Source organism: Aestuariirhabdus litorea, from assembly GCF_003864255.1.
GTDB lineage: Bacteria > Pseudomonadota > Gammaproteobacteria > Pseudomonadales > Aestuariirhabdaceae > Aestuariirhabdus > Aestuariirhabdus litorea.
Genome location: NZ_QWEZ01000001.1, coordinates 1,418,404 through 1,438,141 on the forward strand (window position 1 = coordinate 1,418,404; position 19,738 = coordinate 1,438,141).

Sequence of the window (19,738 nt, forward strand, 5' to 3'; positions counted from 1 at the left end):
CTAGGGTTCCAGCTGCCGGGTTAGCTGTGCAAGGTGTACAGCCTGGTCTGAGGGTAAACGACGTACCCCATCGACCCCACCGACACTGAAGGCCGCTGCCGCACTCAGCAACGCCTCCAGCGCCTTGGAGCCGTTGTGGGTAAAGGGCATGTACACCCCTCCGCTCACGCGAGCAATCTGTTTGAGCGCACGAGCAGCAGCGGGTTCTCCGCCTTCGTGAAAGACAAACAGTGGGGTGCCGCATAGCTTTAACTGGCCAGCTAAATCACAGAGCTGATCCACAGGCTCTTCAACCGCATCACCTATAAACACCACGCCCTGAACCGGCTGCTGGCGGCACTCATCAATGGCATGGGAGAGCACCCGGGCAATCTGCGTTTGCCCTCCCAGACAGCGGACAGGCTCCATCATCCTCATTAGCTGATCTGGGCCCTCTACCCAGGGGCTGGCCACAAACTGCCGATACCCACGGTAATAGCAAAGCTGGACACTAAGGTCCCCCAGAGCCTTTGTATTGGCAAACATGCTGGATTGAAGGTGGGATGCCTGGTCCCAGGTTGGCTCTCGACTGGCGGTCGCATCAAGGGCAAAAATCAAACGGCCTCGATGCGACCCCTTAACGAGGGGCATTGCTTCGGCCCGCTGTAAAAACAGCGCTATCTCCGCCGAACTGGAGCGTGACTTTAACTGCTTCGATCGATCACCCATCTCAGGACTCCGCCTCAAAAGGCCCGTGAGTCCAGTATAACGCTTGCCTCTCTGAGGGAAAATGGCCAGCGTAAAGCCTTAGGCAACCTGTTGCGCAGGCTCCTGATCCGCAGCCTGACTGGCCTGCTCTAGCTCGATCTTCAGCTTTTTGACCTGCTCATTGAGCTGTTTGTTTTTCCCCTTCTGGGCATTCAAATCTGCAGTCAGGGCACGATTTTGTTCCTGCAGACGCTTATTTTGCTTCTTCATGCGCTCGGGGTTGAGTGCACGCAGTGACTTCAACTCATCCTCCAAAGCACGCAGGCGCTGGGCAGCACCACGCTTTTCACCCTGCAAAGCCTCGCTCGCTCGCTCAGCCTGTTGTTGAGCGTCTTCCAACTGGGCCGTCAATTCCGCAACCTGGGTGTTGTGCTTCTCGGTAATCTCAAGCAGGGCAGCAAGACGCTGCTGCTCCATGGCCTCCAGCTCCTCCTGTTTAATAAACCTTCCACCCATGCTCAGTTTGGACATAAATTGACCTCCGCCGTAAAAAAATGAGGGCGCATTATACAGAAATTAGCAGCCAGATTAAACCAAAACCGTGCCCGGTTAATGCCCGACAATCATCGGGTAGCGAGGATCGGGTCGACAATAGGTCGCCTGAATATGCTCATTAAACCGGTGCAGGCTGATGCGCTCCCACTCACCGGCTGTCAGTTGGGTCATGGTCATTGCCAACACATCGGGCTCAGCCTCCCGCACCAACTGAACACTCAAGTCACAAATATGTTTAAAGATCTCCGCCCTTGCGGCGCTCCCCAGCACACACGCCCTGACCAGCTCCACATAGCCCTGTATGACCAGCTTCCTGCCTCTGGCAACCACATAGTTATCTTTGTAATCAGGAAGATAGGGCTGCTTTTTAATAATACTTTTCAGTTGCCTTTGCCAATAAAAGCAGCCCTCTCCCAGCGGCTCGCCACTCAAAACCGGCTCCGCAGACACCACTGTTGGTGATACCGCCCTAGCGGTAGCCCCACTCACTGAAAGGGCGGGAGCGGGGTAGCCGAGAAGTAGCGCCCAACCCAGTATCAAAGTCCCCAGAGGTACCCGTTTCATCGTTTCCATATCCCGATATAGACCGATGGACTATGCCTTAAGCGGCCCCTACCACGACCAAAGAGCGGCCCGGCAAAGCTAGCCCGGGACGAGCGTTTAACACTCCACCACATTCACAGCCAGGCCGCCCTGCGAGGTTTCTTTATATTTTGACTGCATATCAATACCCGTCTGGTGCATGGTCTCGATCACAGAGTCGAGGCTGACGCGATGCTTCCCATCGCCACGAAGGGCCAACCGCGCCGCATTGATCGCTTTGATCGCCCCCATGGTATTGCGCTCGATGCAGGGGACCTGTACCAAGCCACCAATCGGATCACAGGTCATTCCAAGGTTATGCTCCATGCCGATCTCAGCTGCATTCTCTATCTGCTCACAACTCCCCCCCATAACGGCGGTCAGGGCGCCTGCCGCCATAGAGCATGCAACGCCGATTTCACCCTGACAGCCAACTTCCGCCGCCGATATGGAAGCGTTGTGCTTGTAAAGCATGCCGATAGCGGCGGCCGTCGCCAGGAAGGATCGAGCCCCCTCCTGATTGGCGCCATGCATAAACCGCATGTAGTAGGCCAGGACGGCGGGTATAACACCTGCGGCACCGTTGGTGGGCGCTGTCACCACCCGCCCACCGGCAGCATTCTCCTCATTCACCGCCAACGCATAAAGGCTTACCCAGTCCATGACCGTCAGCGGGTCCCGCAGGGCGGCCTCTGGCTTCGACTTGAGGTCCTCACAGAGTCGCCTGGCCCGCCGCCTGATACCCAGCCCACCGGGCAACACACCCTCACTGCGGCAGCCTTGCTCAATACTCTGCTCCATGACCTGCCAGATATGATCCAGCATCTGGAACACAAGCTGAGCGTCACCTTGAATACTCACTTCGTTTGCCAGCATCAACTCACTGATGGAGATTGAGTGCTGCTGGCACAATTCCAACAACTGCGCGGCTGTCGTAAAGGGGTATGGGGGCGATGCCCCGCTTGCGTCCAGAGCCACGGCCTGCTCTTCACCCTCTTCCACTACAAAACCGCCCCCCACCGAAAAATACTCACGATGCACCACAAGCGAGCCACAGGAGTAGGCCTCAACGCGCAGGCCGTTGGGGTGGCGCGCCAGACTTTCAGAGTGAAAATGGATGTCCTGTTCGGGATCGAAGCTGACCAGGCGGCCGTCCAGCACCAGCTCCCTCCGTAGCGCTACCTGCTGGCAGATCGCTTCGGCCTCCTCGGGTAATAGCCGGTCAGGTCGACAGCCAGACAAGCCCAGGATCACAGCCCGATCGGTAGCGTGCCCCTTCCCGGTCAGGGAAAGTGATCCATAGAGGTGAACCTGGAGGCCATCAACCTTACCCTGGAGAGGGTGGAGAGCCAACCGCTGCAAAAAGCGACACATGGCCCACATAGGGCCAACCGTATGGGAGCTGGATGGCCCTATTCCTACCTTGAAGAGATCAAAGATACTGAGTTGCATACCGCCCCCGGAAGCAAAGGCCGAACCGCGTTCAACACAACCCTGAGTGTAGCTCCCTCTTCTCCCTATGCCTCAGGAACGCTCGCTAAAGCGGCAGTCAGCAATTGCCAGAAACGCCCTACTGACTTGATATCAACCCGCTCATCCGGTGAGTGCGGGTAACGTATCGTGGGGCCGAATGAGATCATGTCCCAATGGGGATAGGTTGCCCCCAGCAGCCCGCACTCAAGTCCCGCATGAATCACCTTGATTTTGGGCTCGGCTCCAAACAGGCGCGCATAGGTCGTGGACAGGACCTTCAGAATGGGTGAACCCAGGTTCGGCCTCCACCCGGGTGATGGCGCTTCCAGCCGGGTGCTACCACCGGCCAGATAGAATGCACTCTGCACCGCATCCGCCAGGTCGACAAGGGCGCTATCAACGGCACTGCGGGCCATGCATGCCACATCAACCCTACCGCCGCCGATAGCCACCGTGGCCAAATTATTGGAACTTTCGACCACGCCGGGGACGCTATCACTCATACGCTGGACACCGTTCGGGCAGCAAGACAGGGCCGCCAGCCACTGCTGCTGAACCAGCGCTGGTAGCTGCTCTTGCAGCGGGGATATCGCTTTGATCTGTATAGCAACCCCCGGATCTACTGCCGCCAACTCCACCTTTACCTGCTCCGCAAGTTCTGCAAGCCTTGCCCGCAGCTTTTCAACCTGGGCCGCCGGCACAACAACCTGAGCTACCGACTCCCTGGGGATCGCGTTGCGCATGCTTCCACCCTTTATGGATGAGACCCTGAGATCCAGATCCTGCACAGCCTTCAACAGCCGGTTCATGATCTTGTTCGCATTACCTCGGCCAAGGTGGATATCGCAGCCGGAGTGTCCTCCTTTAAGACCGCTCACGAAAATTTCAAAACTCTTGCTATTGGCTGTGATTGGCTCGGGCTGGTAACTACCTCCGGCAAGAATATCAACCCCGCCAGCACAGCCAACAAAGAGCTCGCCCTCATCCTCAGAGTCAAGATTAAACAGGATATCGCCTTTGAGCACACCAGGCTCAAGCCCTTCGGCACCACTCATGCCACTCTCTTCATCGACCGTAAACAGGGCCTCAATAGGGCCGTGAGTGAGATCATCAGCCGACAGCACCGCCATCATGGACGCCACCCCAATCCCGTTGTCTGCACCCAGCGTAGTGCCATCGGCCCGTACCCACCCCTCCTCTACCAGAGGCCTTATCGGGTCAGTAAGAAAGTCGTGCCTGGTATCGCTGTTTTTTTGCGGAACCATATCGAGGTGACTCTGCAAGATAACCCCGTGGTAGCCCTCACACCCTGATGTTGCCGGTTTTCTCACAATCAGGTTGCCTACCTGGTCCACCTCGTATTCGAGCCCCTTTTCAGAGGCGAAGTCGACAATCAGCTGACGAACCGCCGCCTCTTCTCGAGAGACACGTGGCACTTGGCACAGCTGGGCGAAGTAGTTCCATAAAGGCTGAGGTTTCAGGTCTTTGAGATCACTCATTCACGATTCCTTTTCTTTAAAAGCCTGGCCTGCCATTTGGCGACCGCTATCCAAAGGATTTATAGCAGTTAACGGGAGCCCGCGAACTAGGTAATGATACCTATCGCCATGGGACATGGCATTGGTGATCAAGTGACACAAGGCTATGCATTAATCATCTAACACCGTGCGGTGCAGTTCTCTATAATCGACTCGAGGCACGAAACAGAAAAAAACGCCTCAACCCGCAGCCTCATGGAAAAGCCGCCCCCGTTTTGGCTGCAGGGACCTTACGCAGGAGGCTTGTTATGCTGCTTGTTAAATCTCTCGACTGGAACAACCAGCTCGCGAGCTACGGAGTCAGTGTTCTCCACTACCAGAACGGAAGAGTTGTCGTCCTGACGGAGCTGGATGGTAACCCCGGCATGCCGATCCCCCAAGCGGCTGAGCGCTACCTGCAAAACCTTCAGGAAAAGGGCCTGTGGCACCCCGACGAGCTGGATTCGCTCTGCTTTGTGGAGCACTTGCCCGCCATGCGCTACACCCCGGAGCATTTTCAGCGCATTGTTCCGCGACTTGACCGGGATAACCGAGTGTATGCGATTGACTGGACCCCTCTCGATACTGAGCTCAAAGCGATGATCGCTGATACACTGCGGTGCCACACCCCTATCCCCCTGCGGGATGCCTACCCAAGCCCCCTTCGCGAGGAGAGCGAGGATACTGCCAGCCTCACCGCAGCGGTAGGCTAACCGCCTGCAGCAGGAGCTGCATAGGTAATTGTCACTACAGGATGCGCACATCTACCAATGGTTATCCTCTCCCCAGGGAGTAGAATTAACCCCAGATACTCCTCCTGTTGATATCTTGTTGTTGTGCTTTATAGTTTCAATCCCGGCCTTGCCGGGATTTTTTTTATCCGCTTCCGGTGAAACCTTGCACATGGACCAGCCCCTACCCTTTGCCTGGCAGGACAACCGGCTCATCCTGAGCCTGCTACTGCAACCCAAGGCGTCCGCCAACCGCTTCTGCGATCTGAAGGAGGGACGAATAAAGGTCCAGATCAAGGCCCCACCCGTAGACGGAAAGGCCAACAGCGAGCTCATCACCTTCCTGGCCAAGCAGTTCCGTACCCCCAAAGGGGCCGTTTTCCTCATCAGTGGCGAGAGCTCACGCCGTAAGCGCGTTGCCATCGAGTCACCCAAATGCCTTCCTGAACCACTACTACGGCTAGGGCTGGCGGCACCTGAGTAACCCTCTTCAGAACAAAAAAAACGGGCCCACAAACCAGCGAGCCCGTCTTTTTAATGAAGGCGGCTTACCTCAGAAAGGGGCGCTTTTAGGGGTGCGGGGGAAGGGTATCGCGTCGCGAATATTTTCCATGCCGGTGACGTAGTTGATCAACCGCTCAAAGCCAAGCCCGAACCCGCCATGTGGCACTGTGCCATAACGGCGCAGATCCCGGTACCAGCCGAGCTCCTGCCCAAGCCCCACCTCGGCCATACGACGGTCCAGCACATCCAGGCGCTCTTCACGCTGGCTACCACCGATAATCTCACCGATGCCGGGAGCCAACACATCCATGGCGGCCACGGTTCGCTGGTCATCATTGAGACGCATATAGAAGGCCTTGATCTCTTTGGGGTAATTCATCAGCACCACCGGCCGTCCCACGTACTCTTCCGCAAGGAAGCGCTCATGCTCGGACTGCAAGTCCAGCCCCCACTTAACAGGGTACTCGAACGACTTGCCGCACTTCTCCAAAATGGAGATCGCCTCGGAGTAATCCATGCGCTCGAAAGCCGAGTTGGCAACATGCTCGAGGCGCGAGATCGCCTCTTTATCGATACGCTGGGCAAAAAACGCCATATCCTCGGCGCGCTCATCCAGTACCGTTTTAAAGAGGTGCTTAAGCATCTCCTCCGCAAGGTCCGCGCAATCATCCAGGGTGGCGAAGGCGATCTCCGGCTCGATCATCCAGAACTCGGCCAGGTGACGGCTGGTGTTGGAGTTTTCCGCACGGAAAGTGGGACCAAACGTGTAGACATTCGACATCGCCAGGCAGTAAGCCTCTACGTTGAGCTGACCGGAGACCGTCAGAAAGCTCTCACGACCGAAGAAATCCTCAGTGTAATCGATCGCTCCCTGTTCGTTGCGAGGCAGATTCGCCATATCCAGCGTACTCACCCGGAACAGCTCGCCGGCCCCTTCACAATCACTGGCGGTGATCAGCGGGGTGTTAATCCACTGAAAGCCCTTTTGGTAAAAGAAGTTATGGACGGCATTGGCCAGCGTTGTTCTTACCCGCGTGATGGCGCCAAAGGCGTTGGTTCGCGGGCGCAGATGCGCCACGGTGCGCAGATACTCGAAGCTGTGATGCTTTTTGGCGATCGGGTAGGTTTCAGGGTCATCAACCCAACCCACCACCTCAACCCGGCTGGCCTGGATCTCAAAACGCTGCCCCTGCCCCTGGGACTCAACCAGCTCCCCTTCAATAATCACGGAGCAGCCAGCCCCCAGCTTGAGCACCTCGGTTTCGTAATTCTCGAGACTGGAGGGCACCACCGCCTGCAGGGAGTCAAAGCTGGAACCATCATTAACACTGATAAAGGAGATACCGGCTTTTGAGTCCCGGCGAGTTCGCACCCAGCCTTTAATCTGGACGGGGCTGCCAGCGGCTATTTCGCCAGCAAGCAAAGACTTGGTCGTGTAGCTGTTCATTGTGGGAAGTACTCAATCAAATAAAGAGGGGCTAGCTTGAATAAGCTGATTTCAAGGCGGGAATTCTAGCACGGAGATATCTCCTGTCATCCCAAATCGCCCCAGAGGCCCGCTGGCGCCTTGATCTATGGCTATCATTAACGCACTATGGCGCCCCACCATTTAGGGCCTCCTCCAGCCCCCTGAACAGCCCCTACCCCAACATGCCTGCTCTTGATATCCAACAGCTAAGAAAAGAGTTCCCCCTGATTGACGAGGGTGCGCGCCGGGATAAGCTTATCTACCTGGATAACGCCGCCACCACCCAAAAGCCCCTCTGTGTGCTACAGGCAATCGATCGCTATTACAGAGAGTACAACGCCAACGTGCACCGGGCGGCTCACCGGCTCGGGGATCGTGCCACCCTTGCTTATGAAAACGCACGAGATACAGCACAGCGCTTTCTTAATGCAGCCCACCGTTCTGAGGTCATCTGGACCCGCGGTGCCACCGAAGGCATCAACCTGCTGGCCAACACCCTTCCACTGACAGCCGGTGACGAAATCCTGATCAGCGCGCTGGAGCACCACGCCAATATCGTGCCCTGGCAGTTGGCTTGCGCACGCGCCCAGGCTCACCTTAAGGTGATCCCCTTGACCCCCGAAGGCGATATCGACAGCGAGGCCTATGGCAAGCTGCTGAGCCCCCGAACCCGCCTGGTGGCAATGACCCAGTGTTCCAACGCAATAGGTACAGAGCCGCCGCTTGCGCCCCTGATTGCTATGGCCAGGGCGGTGGGAGCCCTGTTCCTGGTGGACGGCGCCCAGTCGATCGCCCACCGCCCCATCGACCTGCAACAACTCGGCTGCGATTTTTTTGTCTGCTCAGGCCATAAGGCGTTTGCACCAACCGGTATTGGACTGCTGTACGGAAAAAAAGCCTTACTGGAGAGGCTCCCGCCCTGGCAGGGTGGAGGCGAAATGATCTCGAAGGTCAGCTTTACCCACAGCAGCTTTCAGCCCCCTCCCCTGCGCTTTGAAGCCGGCACCCCAAACATCAGTGGCGCTATAGGCTTTGCCGCGGCCTTGGAGATGCTGGGAAGCCTTGATCGCAACGCGCTGATCGAGCATGAGCAGGCCCTGCTGCACAGGGCCATTGAGCGGTGCCAGCAGATACCGGGCGTTAGGCGCATTGGGAACCCTCGCCAACAGGGCCCCGTGCTATCACTCGAGGTTGCAGCCATGGACCACAAGGACATTGCCGCCCAGCTCGATATGGCGGGTATTGCGGTGCGCACCGGTCACCACTGTGCCATGCCGTTGATGGAGCTATTGGGTGTTAAGGGCACGCTGCGCGCCTCCTTCTCGCTCTACAACACGCTGGAGGAGGTGGATCAATTTGCCGATCGACTGGAACAGATCGTAACGGGGGAGCCGCCAGCGCCTGCTCAACCAAGACCTTCCCCGCCAGCAGGCAAGGATCAGGACTACCGGCGCCTGGGGCGCGAGATCAGTTTTGGTGGACTGTGCAAGCCGCTGCTCGAGAAACGGGACTGGCAGCAGCGTTATCGCCAAATCATCCGTCTCGGGGAACAACTCCCCACACTGCCTCCCGCCATGCGGACAGAGGAAGCACTGGTCAGTGGCTGCGAAAGCCCGGTCTGGCTCCACGCCCAGCGAACGGACAAGGGAACGCTTTGGTTTATGGCGGACAGTGAGTCACGCCTTTTGCGCGGCCTGCTGACGCTGCTGCTGTCGCTGGCCAATCACCAGAGCGGCGAGGCACTAAAGGCATTCGACCCCAGGGAGCGTTTTGCTCCGCTCGGGCTGGAGCGTCACCTCAGCCCATCGCGAAGCAATGGCTTACATCGAATTATTGAGCAGATTCGCCAGCAAGCTGAGGCGCTTTAGCTTCGGATCGTTTGAGTAAACGTTCAACCCCCTTGGCCACGGCCACCAGGCCGAAGTTCGCCGTCACCATAGTGGCGGCTCCAAACCCACCACTGCAGTCGAGCCTGACCTCACCGTCACTAAGGCTTTTCTGGTTACAGACCGAGCCATCGGGCTGCGGATAGATCAACTGCTGGGTCGAAAACACACAGGGAATACCATAGTTGCGCCGGGTGTTACGTGAAAAACCATAGCGCCGCCTCAAGAGTGAGCGCACCTTGGCCAGCAGGGGGTCATTATAGGTTTTGTTGAGATCCGTGAAGCTGACCGCCAATGGATCAGTTTGCCCCCCGGCGGCCCCGGTACAGACCAGGTTCAGTTTGTTGCGCTTGCAATAGGCGATCACCGCCGCCTTTGCAGGCACGTTATCAATCGCATCGACCACCAGGTCAAAGGGGGCGTCCAGCAACTGCTGGACATTGTCGCTGTCGATAAAATCTTCAACTACCGACACCCGGCACTCGGGATTAATCTGCAGCAGACGCTCACGCATCACCTGCACTTTCGGCTGCCCGATCGTAGAGGCCAGCGCCTGGACCTGGCGATTGCTGTTGGTAACGCAGACCTCGTCCAGGTCGATCAGGGTAATGGTACCCACTCCGGTTCTCGCCAACGCTTCAGCTGCCCAGGATCCTACCCCGCCAATGCCGATGACGCACGCATGGGCCGCCAGCAAATGCTCAAGCCCCCGCGAACCATAGAGTCGCGCTATCCCGCCAAACCTACTGGCTGCACTTTCAGACAGCATTGAGCACCTCACATCAGGTCACTGGTAAAGGGGCGCCATTTTACAGGGTCGGCGGAAGGGAGTGTAGCCATCGAAGCGTCCCTGAAGACGATCAGTTAATACCGGCTATGATTAGTCACAGGATAAGCTAACGGAAACCGTCCCCTATGGGCTGTAACATTCTGATCTGCGATGACTCGGCGATGGCCAGAAACCAGCTGGCCCGCTCCCTACCGACCGATATCGGAGCCCAGGTCAGTTTTGCAACCAACGGCAAGGAGGCGTTAACCGCCCTCGAGCATGGCAATATCGAGATTCTGTTTCTCGATCTGACCATGCCGGTGATGGATGGTTACGACACGCTTGAGGCCATACAGCGAAAGGGTCTTTCCTGCCAGGTAATCGTGGTGTCGGGCGACATCCAGCCCCAGGCACAAAAACGGGTCAGCCAGCTGGGGGCCAAGGGTTTCGTCCAGAAGCCGGCCAGCGCTCAAACGCTGGCGACGATACTTGGCACACTGGGAGTTGCCCGCGCGCCCTCTCGCCCCCCCCATCAGGAAGGCCAGCAGGCACGGAATCTAGCGCAGCAGTTCGTTGAAAAGACTGACTACATTGACGCCTACCGCGAGATCACCAACGTGGCCATCGGCCGGGCCGCCGACCTGCTGGCTCGGCTGCTGGGTGTGTTTGTGCGCATGCCCCTGCCCAAAGTCAATCTCATGGAGGTGAGTGAGCTGCAGATGGCCCTGGGCTACAGCAGCCGACATCAGGCCTGCTCTGCCATTTGTCAGGGGTTTATCGGGGCCGGGATTGCCGGGGAAGCACTGCTGATCTTTCATGATGACGGCTACCGGGACCTCGCCCGGCAGATGGGCTATGAGGAAACGACCGGTGACGACACCCGAATCGAGGTACTGATGGATGTGGCCAATATCCTCATCGGTGCTTGCCTTAAGGGGCTCGAAACACAGCTCGACTTAACCTTTAGCCAAAGCCATCCCCGTGTACTTGGACTGCACTTGAATGTGGATGAACTATTGCGCATAAACCCTCGTTCTCGCTGGAAAAAAACCCTTGCCATTGAGGTTACATTAAGTACCGAGGGGATGGATATAGAGTGCGACCTGCTGCTGCTTTACAGCGAACAGTCGGTCGCCTTCCTCAATGAGCGTATCGCTTACCTGGTGGAGTAAACATGCAGCACTCTTCGCTTGAGATCAATGACATCCACTGGCTCATGGCAATGATCCAGACCATTGATGTGGGCCTGGTGGTAGTCGACGCCCAGTACCAGGTACTGGCCTGGAATACCTTCATGGAAAACCACAGCGGGAAAAGCCCCGTTCAGGTGAGAGAGCAGTCGCTGTTTACCGTTTTCCCGGAACTCGATGAGCACTGGTTCCGGCAAAAAACCCGATCAGTTTTTTTACTGGGCAATCGGGCTTTCACCACCTGGCAACAGCGCCCCTACCTGTTCAAATTCAACAATTACCACCCGATCACCGGCACAGTGGACTTTATGTACCAAAACACCACAATCACCCCACTGGCCTCAGCTGACGGCAGGGTCGAGCAGATCTGCCTGATGATTTATGACGTTACTGAACAGGTTTGCCTGACCCAGGCCGATACTGAGCCGCCGACCGCTTACTGAAACGCCTGATCGGCAACGAAGGGGTTGCTCCTGCGCTCCTGCCCAAAGGTGGAGTTGGGCCCATGGCCGGGCACAAAGGTTACCCCCTCGCCAAGCGGCCAGAGGCGCTCCCTGATGCTACTGATCAGGGTGTCATAGTCCCCCTGGGGAAAATCGGTACGCCCTATTGAGCCCTGAAACAACACGTCGCCGACCCAGGCAAGGGACTGTCCCGGGTGGAAAAAGATGACATGACCAGGGGTGTGGCCGGGGGTATGAATCACCTCCAGGGTTTCATTGCCAAGCGCGACGCTGTCACCATCGTTCAACCACTGATCGGGTGCGAAGCTTAATGCGGGCGGGAATCCATATTGCTTGCAGATGTCCGGCAACATTTGAATCCAAAACAGGTCCGCCTGATGGGGGCCAATCACCGGCACACCGCTCTTGCGCTTTAACTCATCGGTCCCGGCGACATGATCCACATGGCCATGGGTCAAGAGAATTTTCTCCAGTGTAAGCCCCTCCTTTTCAAGAACGGCCATGACACGATCCAGGTCGCCACCCGGGTCCACAACAGCAGCCTTAAGGGTTTGGTCACACCAGATAACCGAGCAGTTCTGCTGAAACGGGGTTACGGGGACAACACGATAAGCAAGTGCCATGGTCAGGGTTCCTGAGGTCATAAAGAGGAAGCCATATTATAGGGATAGCGCCCGAACACACCAGTGGCAGGCTCTACTTACCCTGGCTCCCAACGCCGCTTTCTTTAAACACCAGAAAAGTTCTAAACAGACATCGTCATACAGAGCTTTTATCTGCAATTTTGCCAACAACGCAATTTTATACTCTGCAAAATCATCTAGAATAGAGGTTTACAAACAACAAAATCTTCGTTTAAAGGAGAAAAACATGCTAGTTGGTGTCCCAAAAGAGATTAAAAACCACGAGTATCGCATCGGTATGACTCCCGCCGGGGTCCGCGAACTCACCAGTCAAGGGCATCAGGTGATCGTGCAAAAAAATGGAGGTACTGCCATCGGTCTGGCCGATGAGCAATACCTGTCAGCCGGTGCCGAGATGGCTGACACCGCCGAAGAGATTTTCGCCCGTGCCGAGATGATCGTTAAGGTAAAAGAGCCTCAACCCAACGAGTGCCGCATGCTGCGCCCCGGCCAGATTCTTTTCACTTACCTGCATCTGGCACCCGATCCGGAACAGACCCGCCTGCTGATCGACTCAGGCGCCATCTGCATCGCCTATGAGACCGTAACCGACCGCAACGGAGGGCTTCCACTGCTCGCTCCGATGAGTGAAGTCGCCGGCAGGATGTCCATCCAGGCCGGTGCCCATGCGCTGGAAAAGGCCCAGGGCGGTAATGGCACCCTGCTCGGAGGGGTTCCAGGGGTCGCCCCCGCCAAGGTAACCGTCATTGGCGGCGGCGTTGTGGGTGTGAACGCTGCACGCATGGCGCTGGGCATGGGGGCCGATGTCACCATCCTTGATCGTTCACTCCCCCGTCTCAAACAACTGGACGAGCTGTATGGCCCCGGCCTGAAGACCCTTTATTCTAATACCGAAAATATCGCCAGCCTGGTCGCAGAGTCTGACCTGGTTGTGGGAGCAGTACTGATTCCCGGTGCAGCCGCCCCCCACCTGGTCACCCGCGAGATGTTAAAAACCATGAAGCCGGGTGCGGTTCTGGTGGACGTTGCGATTGATCAGGGAGGCTGCTTTGAGACCAGCCATGCCACCACACACCAGGACCCCACCTACGAAGTAGATGGCATCGTGCACTACTGTGTCGCCAACATGCCTGGCGGTGTGGCCCGAACCTCCACCTTTGCCCTGACCAATGCCACCCTTCCCTTTGCCGTCGCTCTGGCTAACAAGGGGGTAGTGGCAGCATTGAATGATGACCCACACCTGCGTGCAGGCCTAAATGTGTGCAAGGGCAAGGTGACCTATGAAGCGGTAGCCCGTGACCTTGGTTACGATTACGTTGCCGCTGAGCAGGCCCTGTCCTGAGGGATTCTGGCCACTCAGCCCTTGCGGCGAGTGGCCAGGCGGCCGTCGCACGCCATCGCTTACACCTTTGTGCGAGATATCCTACAAAGGGTCTGGGGAAAGTAGCGATGTATTACTTCGGTAAACCCTTATACTGAACACAAGCAATCGATAAGTTGACATGGATTAGGGATTAAGTCATCTGCCAGTGAAGGCACTTCTCGGTTGCTAGCCAGGATGGCGTCAGGAATGGAAAACGCTGAGTATAGGGAGATCAAAGCACAGCAACAGGATGTTGCAAAGGCAGGAAGCCAAATATCGACCTAAACACTAAATCCGCTTAATTGCGGATTTTTTGTTTCTGAAACACCTGCGCTAGCCTCCCCCTTTACGAAAATACAGATCAAACAGCCGGGTAAAATGCTCAACCTCGCCCGCAGTGGCCTCAACGAAATCGATCTCTACCTGCATAACCGGCAAGCGGATAGACGCGATCTGCCTGGGGGGGAGCTGGAGCAACCCCATACGAACACAAAAGCTGCCCGGTCCCCTAAGCTGATAGCCCTCCCCGGACGTTTGCACACTGAGTGACAACCGATCCGCAAGGCGAGTCAACTGGCGATCAAACTCGCTCCTGACTAACGACATCTCCTTACGGACAATCATGACCTCACCGACTCCCATCACCCCCCCGCAACCGCTGGCCAAACCGCCAAGGTATCCCCTTCCTTGAGTAGGTAGGCGTCCCGCTCGCTGGCGCAGATAAAAACGCCGTTAACCACGACAAGGTGAGCCTCTTGCAGGGGGACGGAAAAGCGCTCTAGCGCTTGATGAACCGTTGTGCCGGAAGCGAGGTCCACCTCAACCCGGTTATTGCGTGCGCCGGGGGGAAGAAAGCAACCAAAAGAGGCGTAAAGCTTGATTGAGACCTTCATGCAACGCTACCGTACCAGGGTGGCATCGGACTGGGCAACCGCCAGATAAGCTTCCATGATCCGGGTCGGATCCTTCATCAGCACCTCCTTGAATCGCCCAAGGGGGTACTCCCCCTCGATCAAACCCCTTAACGCACCCTGATGGTCACGATGGCCAACGACGGTTGCCCCGACGATCCGATCCCCTGAAAACTGCAGACACAGATAGCGAAAGCGCCCCGCATCAAACCGCTCCATCGAGTCGCCCCCGGCGACTCCCTGCCAAATACCGATGGAGCAGGAGAGCAGCCCGAGGGTATCCAGAACATTCATAATTAATGAGCCTCGGTGCTCAACCGACCCAGGCTTGAGCATATTGATAGCTGCCAGACGACCATGCTCAACCGCCGTCGGCTGAATGGCCTGCACCACCGGTTTGCCCGTAGAGCGATCGAGGGCCTGGGCCACATCACCGGCTGCGTAAAGATCCGGCGCACTGGTGCGCATATGGCGATCCACCAGGATTCCATGCTGGATCTCCACCTGTCCGGGTTGCAGGAAGGTGATATTGGGCTTAACACCCGCGGCTGCAATCAGGAGTCCAGCCTCCAAAGTGGCTCCCGAGCTGAGGCTGATACTGAGTCGCTCGTCACTGATCATCTTTAGCGACTGGATGTCAGTTGAAGTTAATACCCCAACCCCTTTAGCCTCACACCACGACTTGAGCAAACCGCCCGCCTTCTCCCCCATCATCCGGGGTACCATGCGATCCTGGTGCTCAACCACCGTCAGCTTAACGCCTCGCAGAGCCAGCGCTTCCAAAATAATGGATCCGATAAAACCTGCCCCCATCAGTACAACCGGCGTATCTTTCTGGGCAAGATCGGCAACCGCACGGGCGTCCTCCAACGTCCAGCAGCTCTTCACCAACGGAAGGTCAATCCCCTCGATGGAGGGCCTGACCGGAACCGATCCGGTGGCGATAAGGCAGCGGTCGTAATTGATCGGCTCGCCTTCGGCCAGCATTACCCTTCGAGCAGCCGGATCGATAGCGGTGACCTGATCATGGACAACGTCGATTCGCTGCTGACGATAATAGCCGTCCCGTTGTCGCAGGTAGGTTCCCTGTTCACTGATTTTATTGGTCAGCAGGTAGGGAATAGCCATCCGGGAGTAGGGTTCTGCATGCTCGCCACTGATCAGCGTGATGCGATCATCCGGGGAGTGTTGGCGCAGGGTTTCAGCAGCCGATACCCCCGCAGGCCCGGCGCCGATAATCAGGTGGTGCATCTTTATTTACTCCAGATCATTACCAAAAAGCCAAACCTCCGGCCCGGTGTCAACCACAGGACCGGAGGAGAACAAGGGGAACAGCTTAGATCCCTAACCGTTGGCAGGTCTCCTGGGTGGGCACCCCATCGTCGCCCCAACCACGAATCTCGTAGTAACGAGGCAACATCTTTCCTAGCTGTGCAACCATCCCCTTCGCCGGACCGGTCTTGGCTTTCTCTGTCAGTAACCGCTTGGGTAAGGAGTCATCAGCGGCCGTAAGGCCTGCTGCCAGATTGAAGCGCCGCTCCATGTTCCAGATGCGCTCTCCGGTTTCCGCTAACCGCTCTACCGACCAGTCGCCCTCACAGGCGGCATCGATCTGTGGTGCTATATTGTCGAGGGTCCAGGCAAAGGTCGCGAAGACACAAAGACCGGAGGAGTCAACAGCGGCGGTCGCATCCTGAAAGGCTTTAACCAGCTCCGCCTTGCCCTCCGTAACCAGGGGATCTGTTTTCTCAGGCACACCCAGCACCTCTGATGAGACGGTATAACCACGCAGGTGGCAGGCTCCACGATTGGAGGTGGCGTAAGCAAGCCCCATACCCTGAATACCCCGCGGATCATAGGCAGGGAACTCCTGCCCCTTTACGGTCATGGAAAGCTCCGGACGACCGTACTTTTCGCACAGCCGCTTCGACCCCATTGCCAGTTCCTTGCCAAACCCCTCTCCGGTTGCAGTCATTTCCACCGCCTTTACTAGCGCTTCGGCAGAGCCGAAACGAAGCTCCAGACCGCCCGTATCTTCAAGGGTCAGGTCACCGGCCTCGAACATCTCCATGGCAGCAGCCAGTGTGGCTCCAAAGGAGATCGGATCAATACCGTCCTCGTTACAGATGGCGTTGGCATAGGTCACCGCGTCGAGGTCATCAATACCGGTATCGGACCCCATTGACCAGGCGTTCTCATACTCAAGCCCGCCGGTATTGCCCCAGTATTGCGGCTTATTCTTAATCGAAAAGTGTGACTGGTCGATGGTTGAGATGCGCCCGCAAGCGATCGTGCATCCAAAGCAGCCTGCGTTGCGGGTCAGGTTGGGCTTGCCGTCGCTCTCCCTCGGCTCGTGCATCGCCTCACCCGAGATATTGTGAGCGCCGTCAAACTGCACCTCGGAAGCATTGCGCGTTGGCATGGCCCCCACCTCATTAATGACGTTCATCAGCACCTGGGTACCATAGGTAGGAAGACCCTCACCGGTGACAGGGTTTTCTGCCAACACCTGCTTCTGGATGGCGATCTCCTTCATGAAGCGCTGAGGGTCCTTGAGGCCGGATACCCCCAAAGAACCCCTGACAGCAACCGCTTTCAGGTTCTTGGAAGCCATTACCGTCCCCACTCCGGAACGGCCCGCTGCACGGTGAAGGTCATTGACGACCGCCGAATAGAGGCAACCATTTTCAGCAGAGCGCCCCACCGCAGCAATTCGAAGGCGGGGATCCTGGTGCCGTTGCCGGATCCTGGCATCGGTCTCCCACACCGAGGTTCCCCACAGATCAGCCGCATCGATCAGCTCCGCTTTCTGGTTCTCTATATAGAGATAGACCGGCTTCTCCGCCCTCCCCTCAAAGATCACCATATCCCAGCCCGCATTTCTGAGCTCAGCACCGATAAAACCACCCGAGTTTGAACAGGCAACAGCACCGGTCAAGGGGCTTTTGGTCACCACCGCATATCGCCCGCCAGTCGCCGCCATGGTTCCCGTCAGGGGGCCATTGACCATGATCAGCTTGTTGTCTGGAGAGAGAGCATCAACCTTGGGGTCAACCTCCTCACACAGGTAGCGGGTACCCAGCCCTCGCTGCCCCAAATATTGTTGAGCCCACTCCATATTCAACGGCTCGCTGGATGTGGTTCCCTGGCTCAGGTTCACACGCAGAACTTTTCTTGCCCATGACATAATCGTCTCTCCTGCGTTATGCGCCGTGACCGGCAGATGGGTTATTGGTCGCCGCGTACTTCCTCATCCGTTCCATACCGGTCAGGGAAGCATCGATGAAAGTAATGGCGTCGGTCGGACAGGCTTCAGCACACTTGGGCGCACCGTCGCAAAGATCGCACTTTGCGACCTTGCCTGTATCCGGAACGTAGTTGATGGTTCCAAAGGGGCAGGCGATCGTACAGACCTTACAGCCTACACAGATATCGTCGTACACCAGCTTTGCACCCAGCTCGAGATCGGTTCGAATCGCATCCACCGGGCAGGCTTTCATACACCACGCCTCACTGCACTGGGTACAGGTATAGGGAACGAACCGCCCCTCATGGTGGAACTCAAACACCTGAATCCGGGAGCGAGACGGGTTAAACACCCCCTCTTTTTCGTAAGAACAGGCCATTTCACACTGACGACACCCGGTGCATTTGCCAGGGTCGATACTGAGAGATTTCAGCATTGCGCACTCCTTATGCTTATTATCTGCACAACTCCAGCCACTGCGAAACATCGAAAGAAGTTGCTTATCGGTCGATTAAACAGTGATTCAGTATAGCAATAGCGCCACTATTGACGAGGGTATTTGGAAGCGAGTGTGAATTTGTGAGAACCCGACCGGCAGCCTTGCTCGGCAGAGACGGCAACCCGGGCATTAACGAGGGAAGGGCCGACCAGGACCCGGAAACAGAAAAGCCCCGACATGCGGGGCTTTTCTGTTTTAATGTGGCGGTGAGCCAGGGATTCGAACCCCGGGTAGGCTACTAACCTACGGCGGTTTTCAAGACCGCTGCATTCAACCACTCTGCCAGCTCACCTGAAGCACTCAAAGACGGGTGCGCCGGCTCCGAGATGGCGCAAATCTTACCCGAATTATGCACTGTGTCAACGACCAATTACCCGGATCCATAGATAAACCCCCTGCCCAATTTGAACTATCCAATTCAAAACCACTCAAATCGGGTAAGCTTGGGCTTGTCGGAGGTATCTACTTGATTTAGAAGGGACTACCGGTATGATGAGAGTCAGGCTTAATAACCAACCAGATTAGATGGAGAGACTGGCGAATGAATGATCAAGTAACGGCAATTGCCCGCTCGCAAGAGCAGGTTTTGCAAACCAATAAGGTGATTCGTAACACATACATGCTGCTGTCGATGACCCTGGTTTTCAGCGCACTGACCAGCGGCATCGCCGTTCTGACAGCCGCTCCCGCCGTTCACTGGCTGCTATCCCTTGCGATCATGATCGGCCTTTTGTTTGCGGTCAGTAAGGCGCGCAACAGTGTATGGGCCCTGCCATTGGTGTTTCTCTTTACTGGCTACATGGGCTATCAGCTGGGCCCGATCATCTCCTACTACCTCACCCTCCCTAACGGTGGTAGCGTAGTAACCACGGCGCTGGGCATGACCGGCCTGATTTTCTTTGCCCTTTCCGGTTATGCGCTGACCACTCGCAAAGACTTCAGCTTCATGCGCGGTTTCCTCTTTGTGGGGCTGCTGGTGCTGATCGCTGCGATGCTGGTCGGGATCTTTTTTGAGATCAGCGGCATGCAACTGGCGATTTCGGTCATGGCTGTACTGCTGTTTTCCGGCTTTATCCTTTACGATACCAGCAACATCATTCATGGCGGAGAGACCAACTATGTCATGGCCACTGTTGCCCTCTACCTGAACATCTACAACCTCTTTATCCACCTGCTACACCTGGTGGGCGCCTTCAGCGGCGACGACTGAGTCTGGCTAGTGCGCCTTTAAGGCCCCGATCTTATCGG

Annotated in this window: 20 protein-coding genes and 1 tRNA gene; 7 read left to right on the forward strand and 14 right to left on the reverse strand. The window is 56.7% G+C overall.

Going from position 1 to position 19,738, the window contains the following annotated elements; genetic code table 11:
- The 5 genes from D0544_RS06575 to D0544_RS06595 all read right to left on the reverse strand — a co-directional run bounded on the left by D0544_RS06575 (window position 1) and on the right by D0544_RS06595 (window position 4,796).
- Window positions 1-708, reverse strand: coding sequence for a vWA domain-containing protein (locus D0544_RS06575; protein ID WP_125015189.1), 708 nt, complete (start codon window positions 706-708; stop codon window positions 1-3).
- Between the two features lie 78 nt (window positions 709-786).
- Window positions 787-1,218, reverse strand: coding sequence for a hypothetical protein (locus tag D0544_RS06580; protein ID WP_125015190.1), 432 nt, complete (start codon window positions 1,216-1,218; stop codon window positions 787-789).
- 78 nt (window positions 1,219-1,296) lie between these two features.
- On the reverse strand, window positions 1,297-1,674 hold the full coding sequence (locus tag D0544_RS06585) for a hypothetical protein (RefSeq protein WP_125015191.1): 378 nt from the start codon (window positions 1,672-1,674) through the stop codon (window positions 1,297-1,299).
- 228 nt (window positions 1,675-1,902) lie between these two features.
- Window positions 1,903-3,276, reverse strand: a complete 1,374-nt coding sequence (locus D0544_RS06590) for an L-serine ammonia-lyase (RefSeq protein ID WP_125015192.1) — start codon at window positions 3,274-3,276, stop codon at window positions 1,903-1,905.
- A 65-nt stretch (window positions 3,277-3,341) separates the two neighbouring features.
- Window positions 3,342-4,796, reverse strand: coding sequence for an aminoacyl-histidine dipeptidase (locus tag D0544_RS06595; RefSeq protein WP_125015193.1), 1,455 nt, complete (start codon window positions 4,794-4,796; stop codon window positions 3,342-3,344).
- A gap of 287 nt (window positions 4,797-5,083) precedes the next feature.
- Here D0544_RS06595 and D0544_RS06600 point away from each other — a divergent pair, with 287 nt between their 5' ends.
- Both D0544_RS06600 and D0544_RS06605 read left to right on the forward strand, forming a co-directional pair.
- Window positions 5,084-5,527 (forward strand): hypothetical protein, encoded by a 444-nt coding sequence (locus D0544_RS06600; RefSeq protein WP_125015194.1) that lies wholly within the window; start codon window positions 5,084-5,086, stop codon window positions 5,525-5,527.
- A gap of 190 nt (window positions 5,528-5,717) precedes the next feature.
- Window positions 5,718-6,029, forward strand: coding sequence for a DUF167 family protein (locus D0544_RS06605; RefSeq protein WP_125015195.1), 312 nt, complete (start codon window positions 5,718-5,720; stop codon window positions 6,027-6,029).
- 69 nt (window positions 6,030-6,098) lie between these two features.
- Here the strand turns inward: D0544_RS06605 and asnS are convergent, their stop codons facing one another.
- Window positions 6,099-7,496 (reverse strand): asparagine--tRNA ligase, encoded by a 1,398-nt coding sequence (asnS, locus tag D0544_RS06610; RefSeq protein WP_125015196.1) that lies wholly within the window; start codon window positions 7,494-7,496, stop codon window positions 6,099-6,101.
- Between the two features lie 203 nt (window positions 7,497-7,699).
- Between asnS and D0544_RS06615 the strand changes: the two genes are divergently transcribed.
- Window positions 7,700-9,385, forward strand: coding sequence for a SufS family cysteine desulfurase (locus D0544_RS06615; RefSeq protein ID WP_125015197.1), 1,686 nt, complete (start codon window positions 7,700-7,702; stop codon window positions 9,383-9,385).
- Here the strand turns inward: D0544_RS06615 and tcdA are convergent.
- A complete protein-coding gene (gene tcdA / locus D0544_RS06620) occupies window positions 9,348-10,172 on the reverse strand; it encodes a tRNA cyclic N6-threonylcarbamoyladenosine(37) synthase TcdA (protein ID WP_125015198.1) in 825 nt (274 codons plus the stop codon). The genes D0544_RS06615 and tcdA overlap by 38 nt on opposite strands.
- 146 nt (window positions 10,173-10,318) lie before the next feature.
- On the opposite strand from tcdA, the gene D0544_RS06625 reads away from it, so the two are divergent.
- Window positions 10,319-11,344, forward strand: a complete 1,026-nt coding sequence (locus tag D0544_RS06625; protein ID WP_125015199.1) for a response regulator — start codon at window positions 10,319-10,321, stop codon at window positions 11,342-11,344.
- 2 nt (window positions 11,345-11,346) lie between these two features.
- Window positions 11,347-11,805, forward strand: coding sequence for a PAS domain-containing protein (locus D0544_RS06630; RefSeq protein ID WP_125015200.1), 459 nt, complete (start codon window positions 11,347-11,349; stop codon window positions 11,803-11,805).
- Here D0544_RS06630 and D0544_RS06635 read toward each other — a convergent pair.
- Window positions 11,799-12,449, reverse strand: a complete 651-nt coding sequence (locus D0544_RS06635) for an MBL fold metallo-hydrolase (RefSeq protein WP_125015201.1) — start codon at window positions 12,447-12,449, stop codon at window positions 11,799-11,801. The genes D0544_RS06630 and D0544_RS06635 overlap by 7 nt on opposite strands.
- Before the next feature lie 247 nt (window positions 12,450-12,696).
- On the opposite strand from D0544_RS06635, the gene ald reads away from it, so the two are divergent.
- On the forward strand, window positions 12,697-13,812 hold the full coding sequence (gene ald / locus D0544_RS06640) for an alanine dehydrogenase (RefSeq protein ID WP_125015202.1): 1,116 nt from the start codon (window positions 12,697-12,699) through the stop codon (window positions 13,810-13,812).
- A gap of 354 nt (window positions 13,813-14,166) precedes the next feature.
- Here ald and D0544_RS06645 read toward each other — a convergent pair whose 3' ends face one another.
- The 6 genes from D0544_RS06645 to D0544_RS06670 all read right to left on the reverse strand — a co-directional run bounded on the left by D0544_RS06645 (window position 14,167) and on the right by D0544_RS06670 (window position 18,782).
- Window positions 14,167-14,475 (reverse strand): hypothetical protein, encoded by a 309-nt coding sequence (locus D0544_RS06645; RefSeq protein WP_125015203.1) that lies wholly within the window; start codon window positions 14,473-14,475, stop codon window positions 14,167-14,169.
- Window positions 14,475-14,726 carry a sulfur carrier protein ThiS gene (gene thiS, locus D0544_RS06650; RefSeq protein ID WP_125015204.1) on the reverse strand — a complete coding sequence of 84 codons (252 nt, stop codon included), beginning with the start codon at window positions 14,724-14,726 and terminating at the stop codon, window positions 14,475-14,477. The genes D0544_RS06645 and thiS overlap by 1 nt, the downstream gene beginning before the upstream one ends.
- 6 nt (window positions 14,727-14,732) lie before the next feature.
- Window positions 14,733-15,995 (reverse strand): NAD(P)/FAD-dependent oxidoreductase, encoded by a 1,263-nt coding sequence (locus D0544_RS06655; RefSeq protein WP_125015205.1) that lies wholly within the window; start codon window positions 15,993-15,995, stop codon window positions 14,733-14,735.
- Window positions 15,996-16,080: 85 nt separating this feature from the next.
- On the reverse strand, window positions 16,081-17,931 hold the full coding sequence (locus D0544_RS06660; RefSeq protein ID WP_125015206.1) for an aldehyde ferredoxin oxidoreductase family protein: 1,851 nt from the start codon (window positions 17,929-17,931) through the stop codon (window positions 16,081-16,083).
- Between the two features lie 16 nt (window positions 17,932-17,947).
- Window positions 17,948-18,427 carry a 4Fe-4S dicluster domain-containing protein gene (locus D0544_RS06665; RefSeq protein ID WP_125015207.1) on the reverse strand — a complete coding sequence of 160 codons (480 nt, stop codon included), beginning with the start codon at window positions 18,425-18,427 and terminating at the stop codon, window positions 17,948-17,950.
- A gap of 264 nt (window positions 18,428-18,691) precedes the next feature.
- A tRNA-Ser gene (locus D0544_RS06670) sits at window positions 18,692-18,782 on the reverse strand.
- 249 nt (window positions 18,783-19,031) lie between these two features.
- Between D0544_RS06670 and D0544_RS06675 the strand changes: the two genes are divergently transcribed.
- A complete protein-coding gene (locus D0544_RS06675; RefSeq protein WP_125015208.1) occupies window positions 19,032-19,700 on the forward strand; it encodes a Bax inhibitor-1/YccA family protein in 669 nt (222 codons plus the stop codon).
- Window positions 19,701-19,738 lie beyond the last annotated feature (38 nt).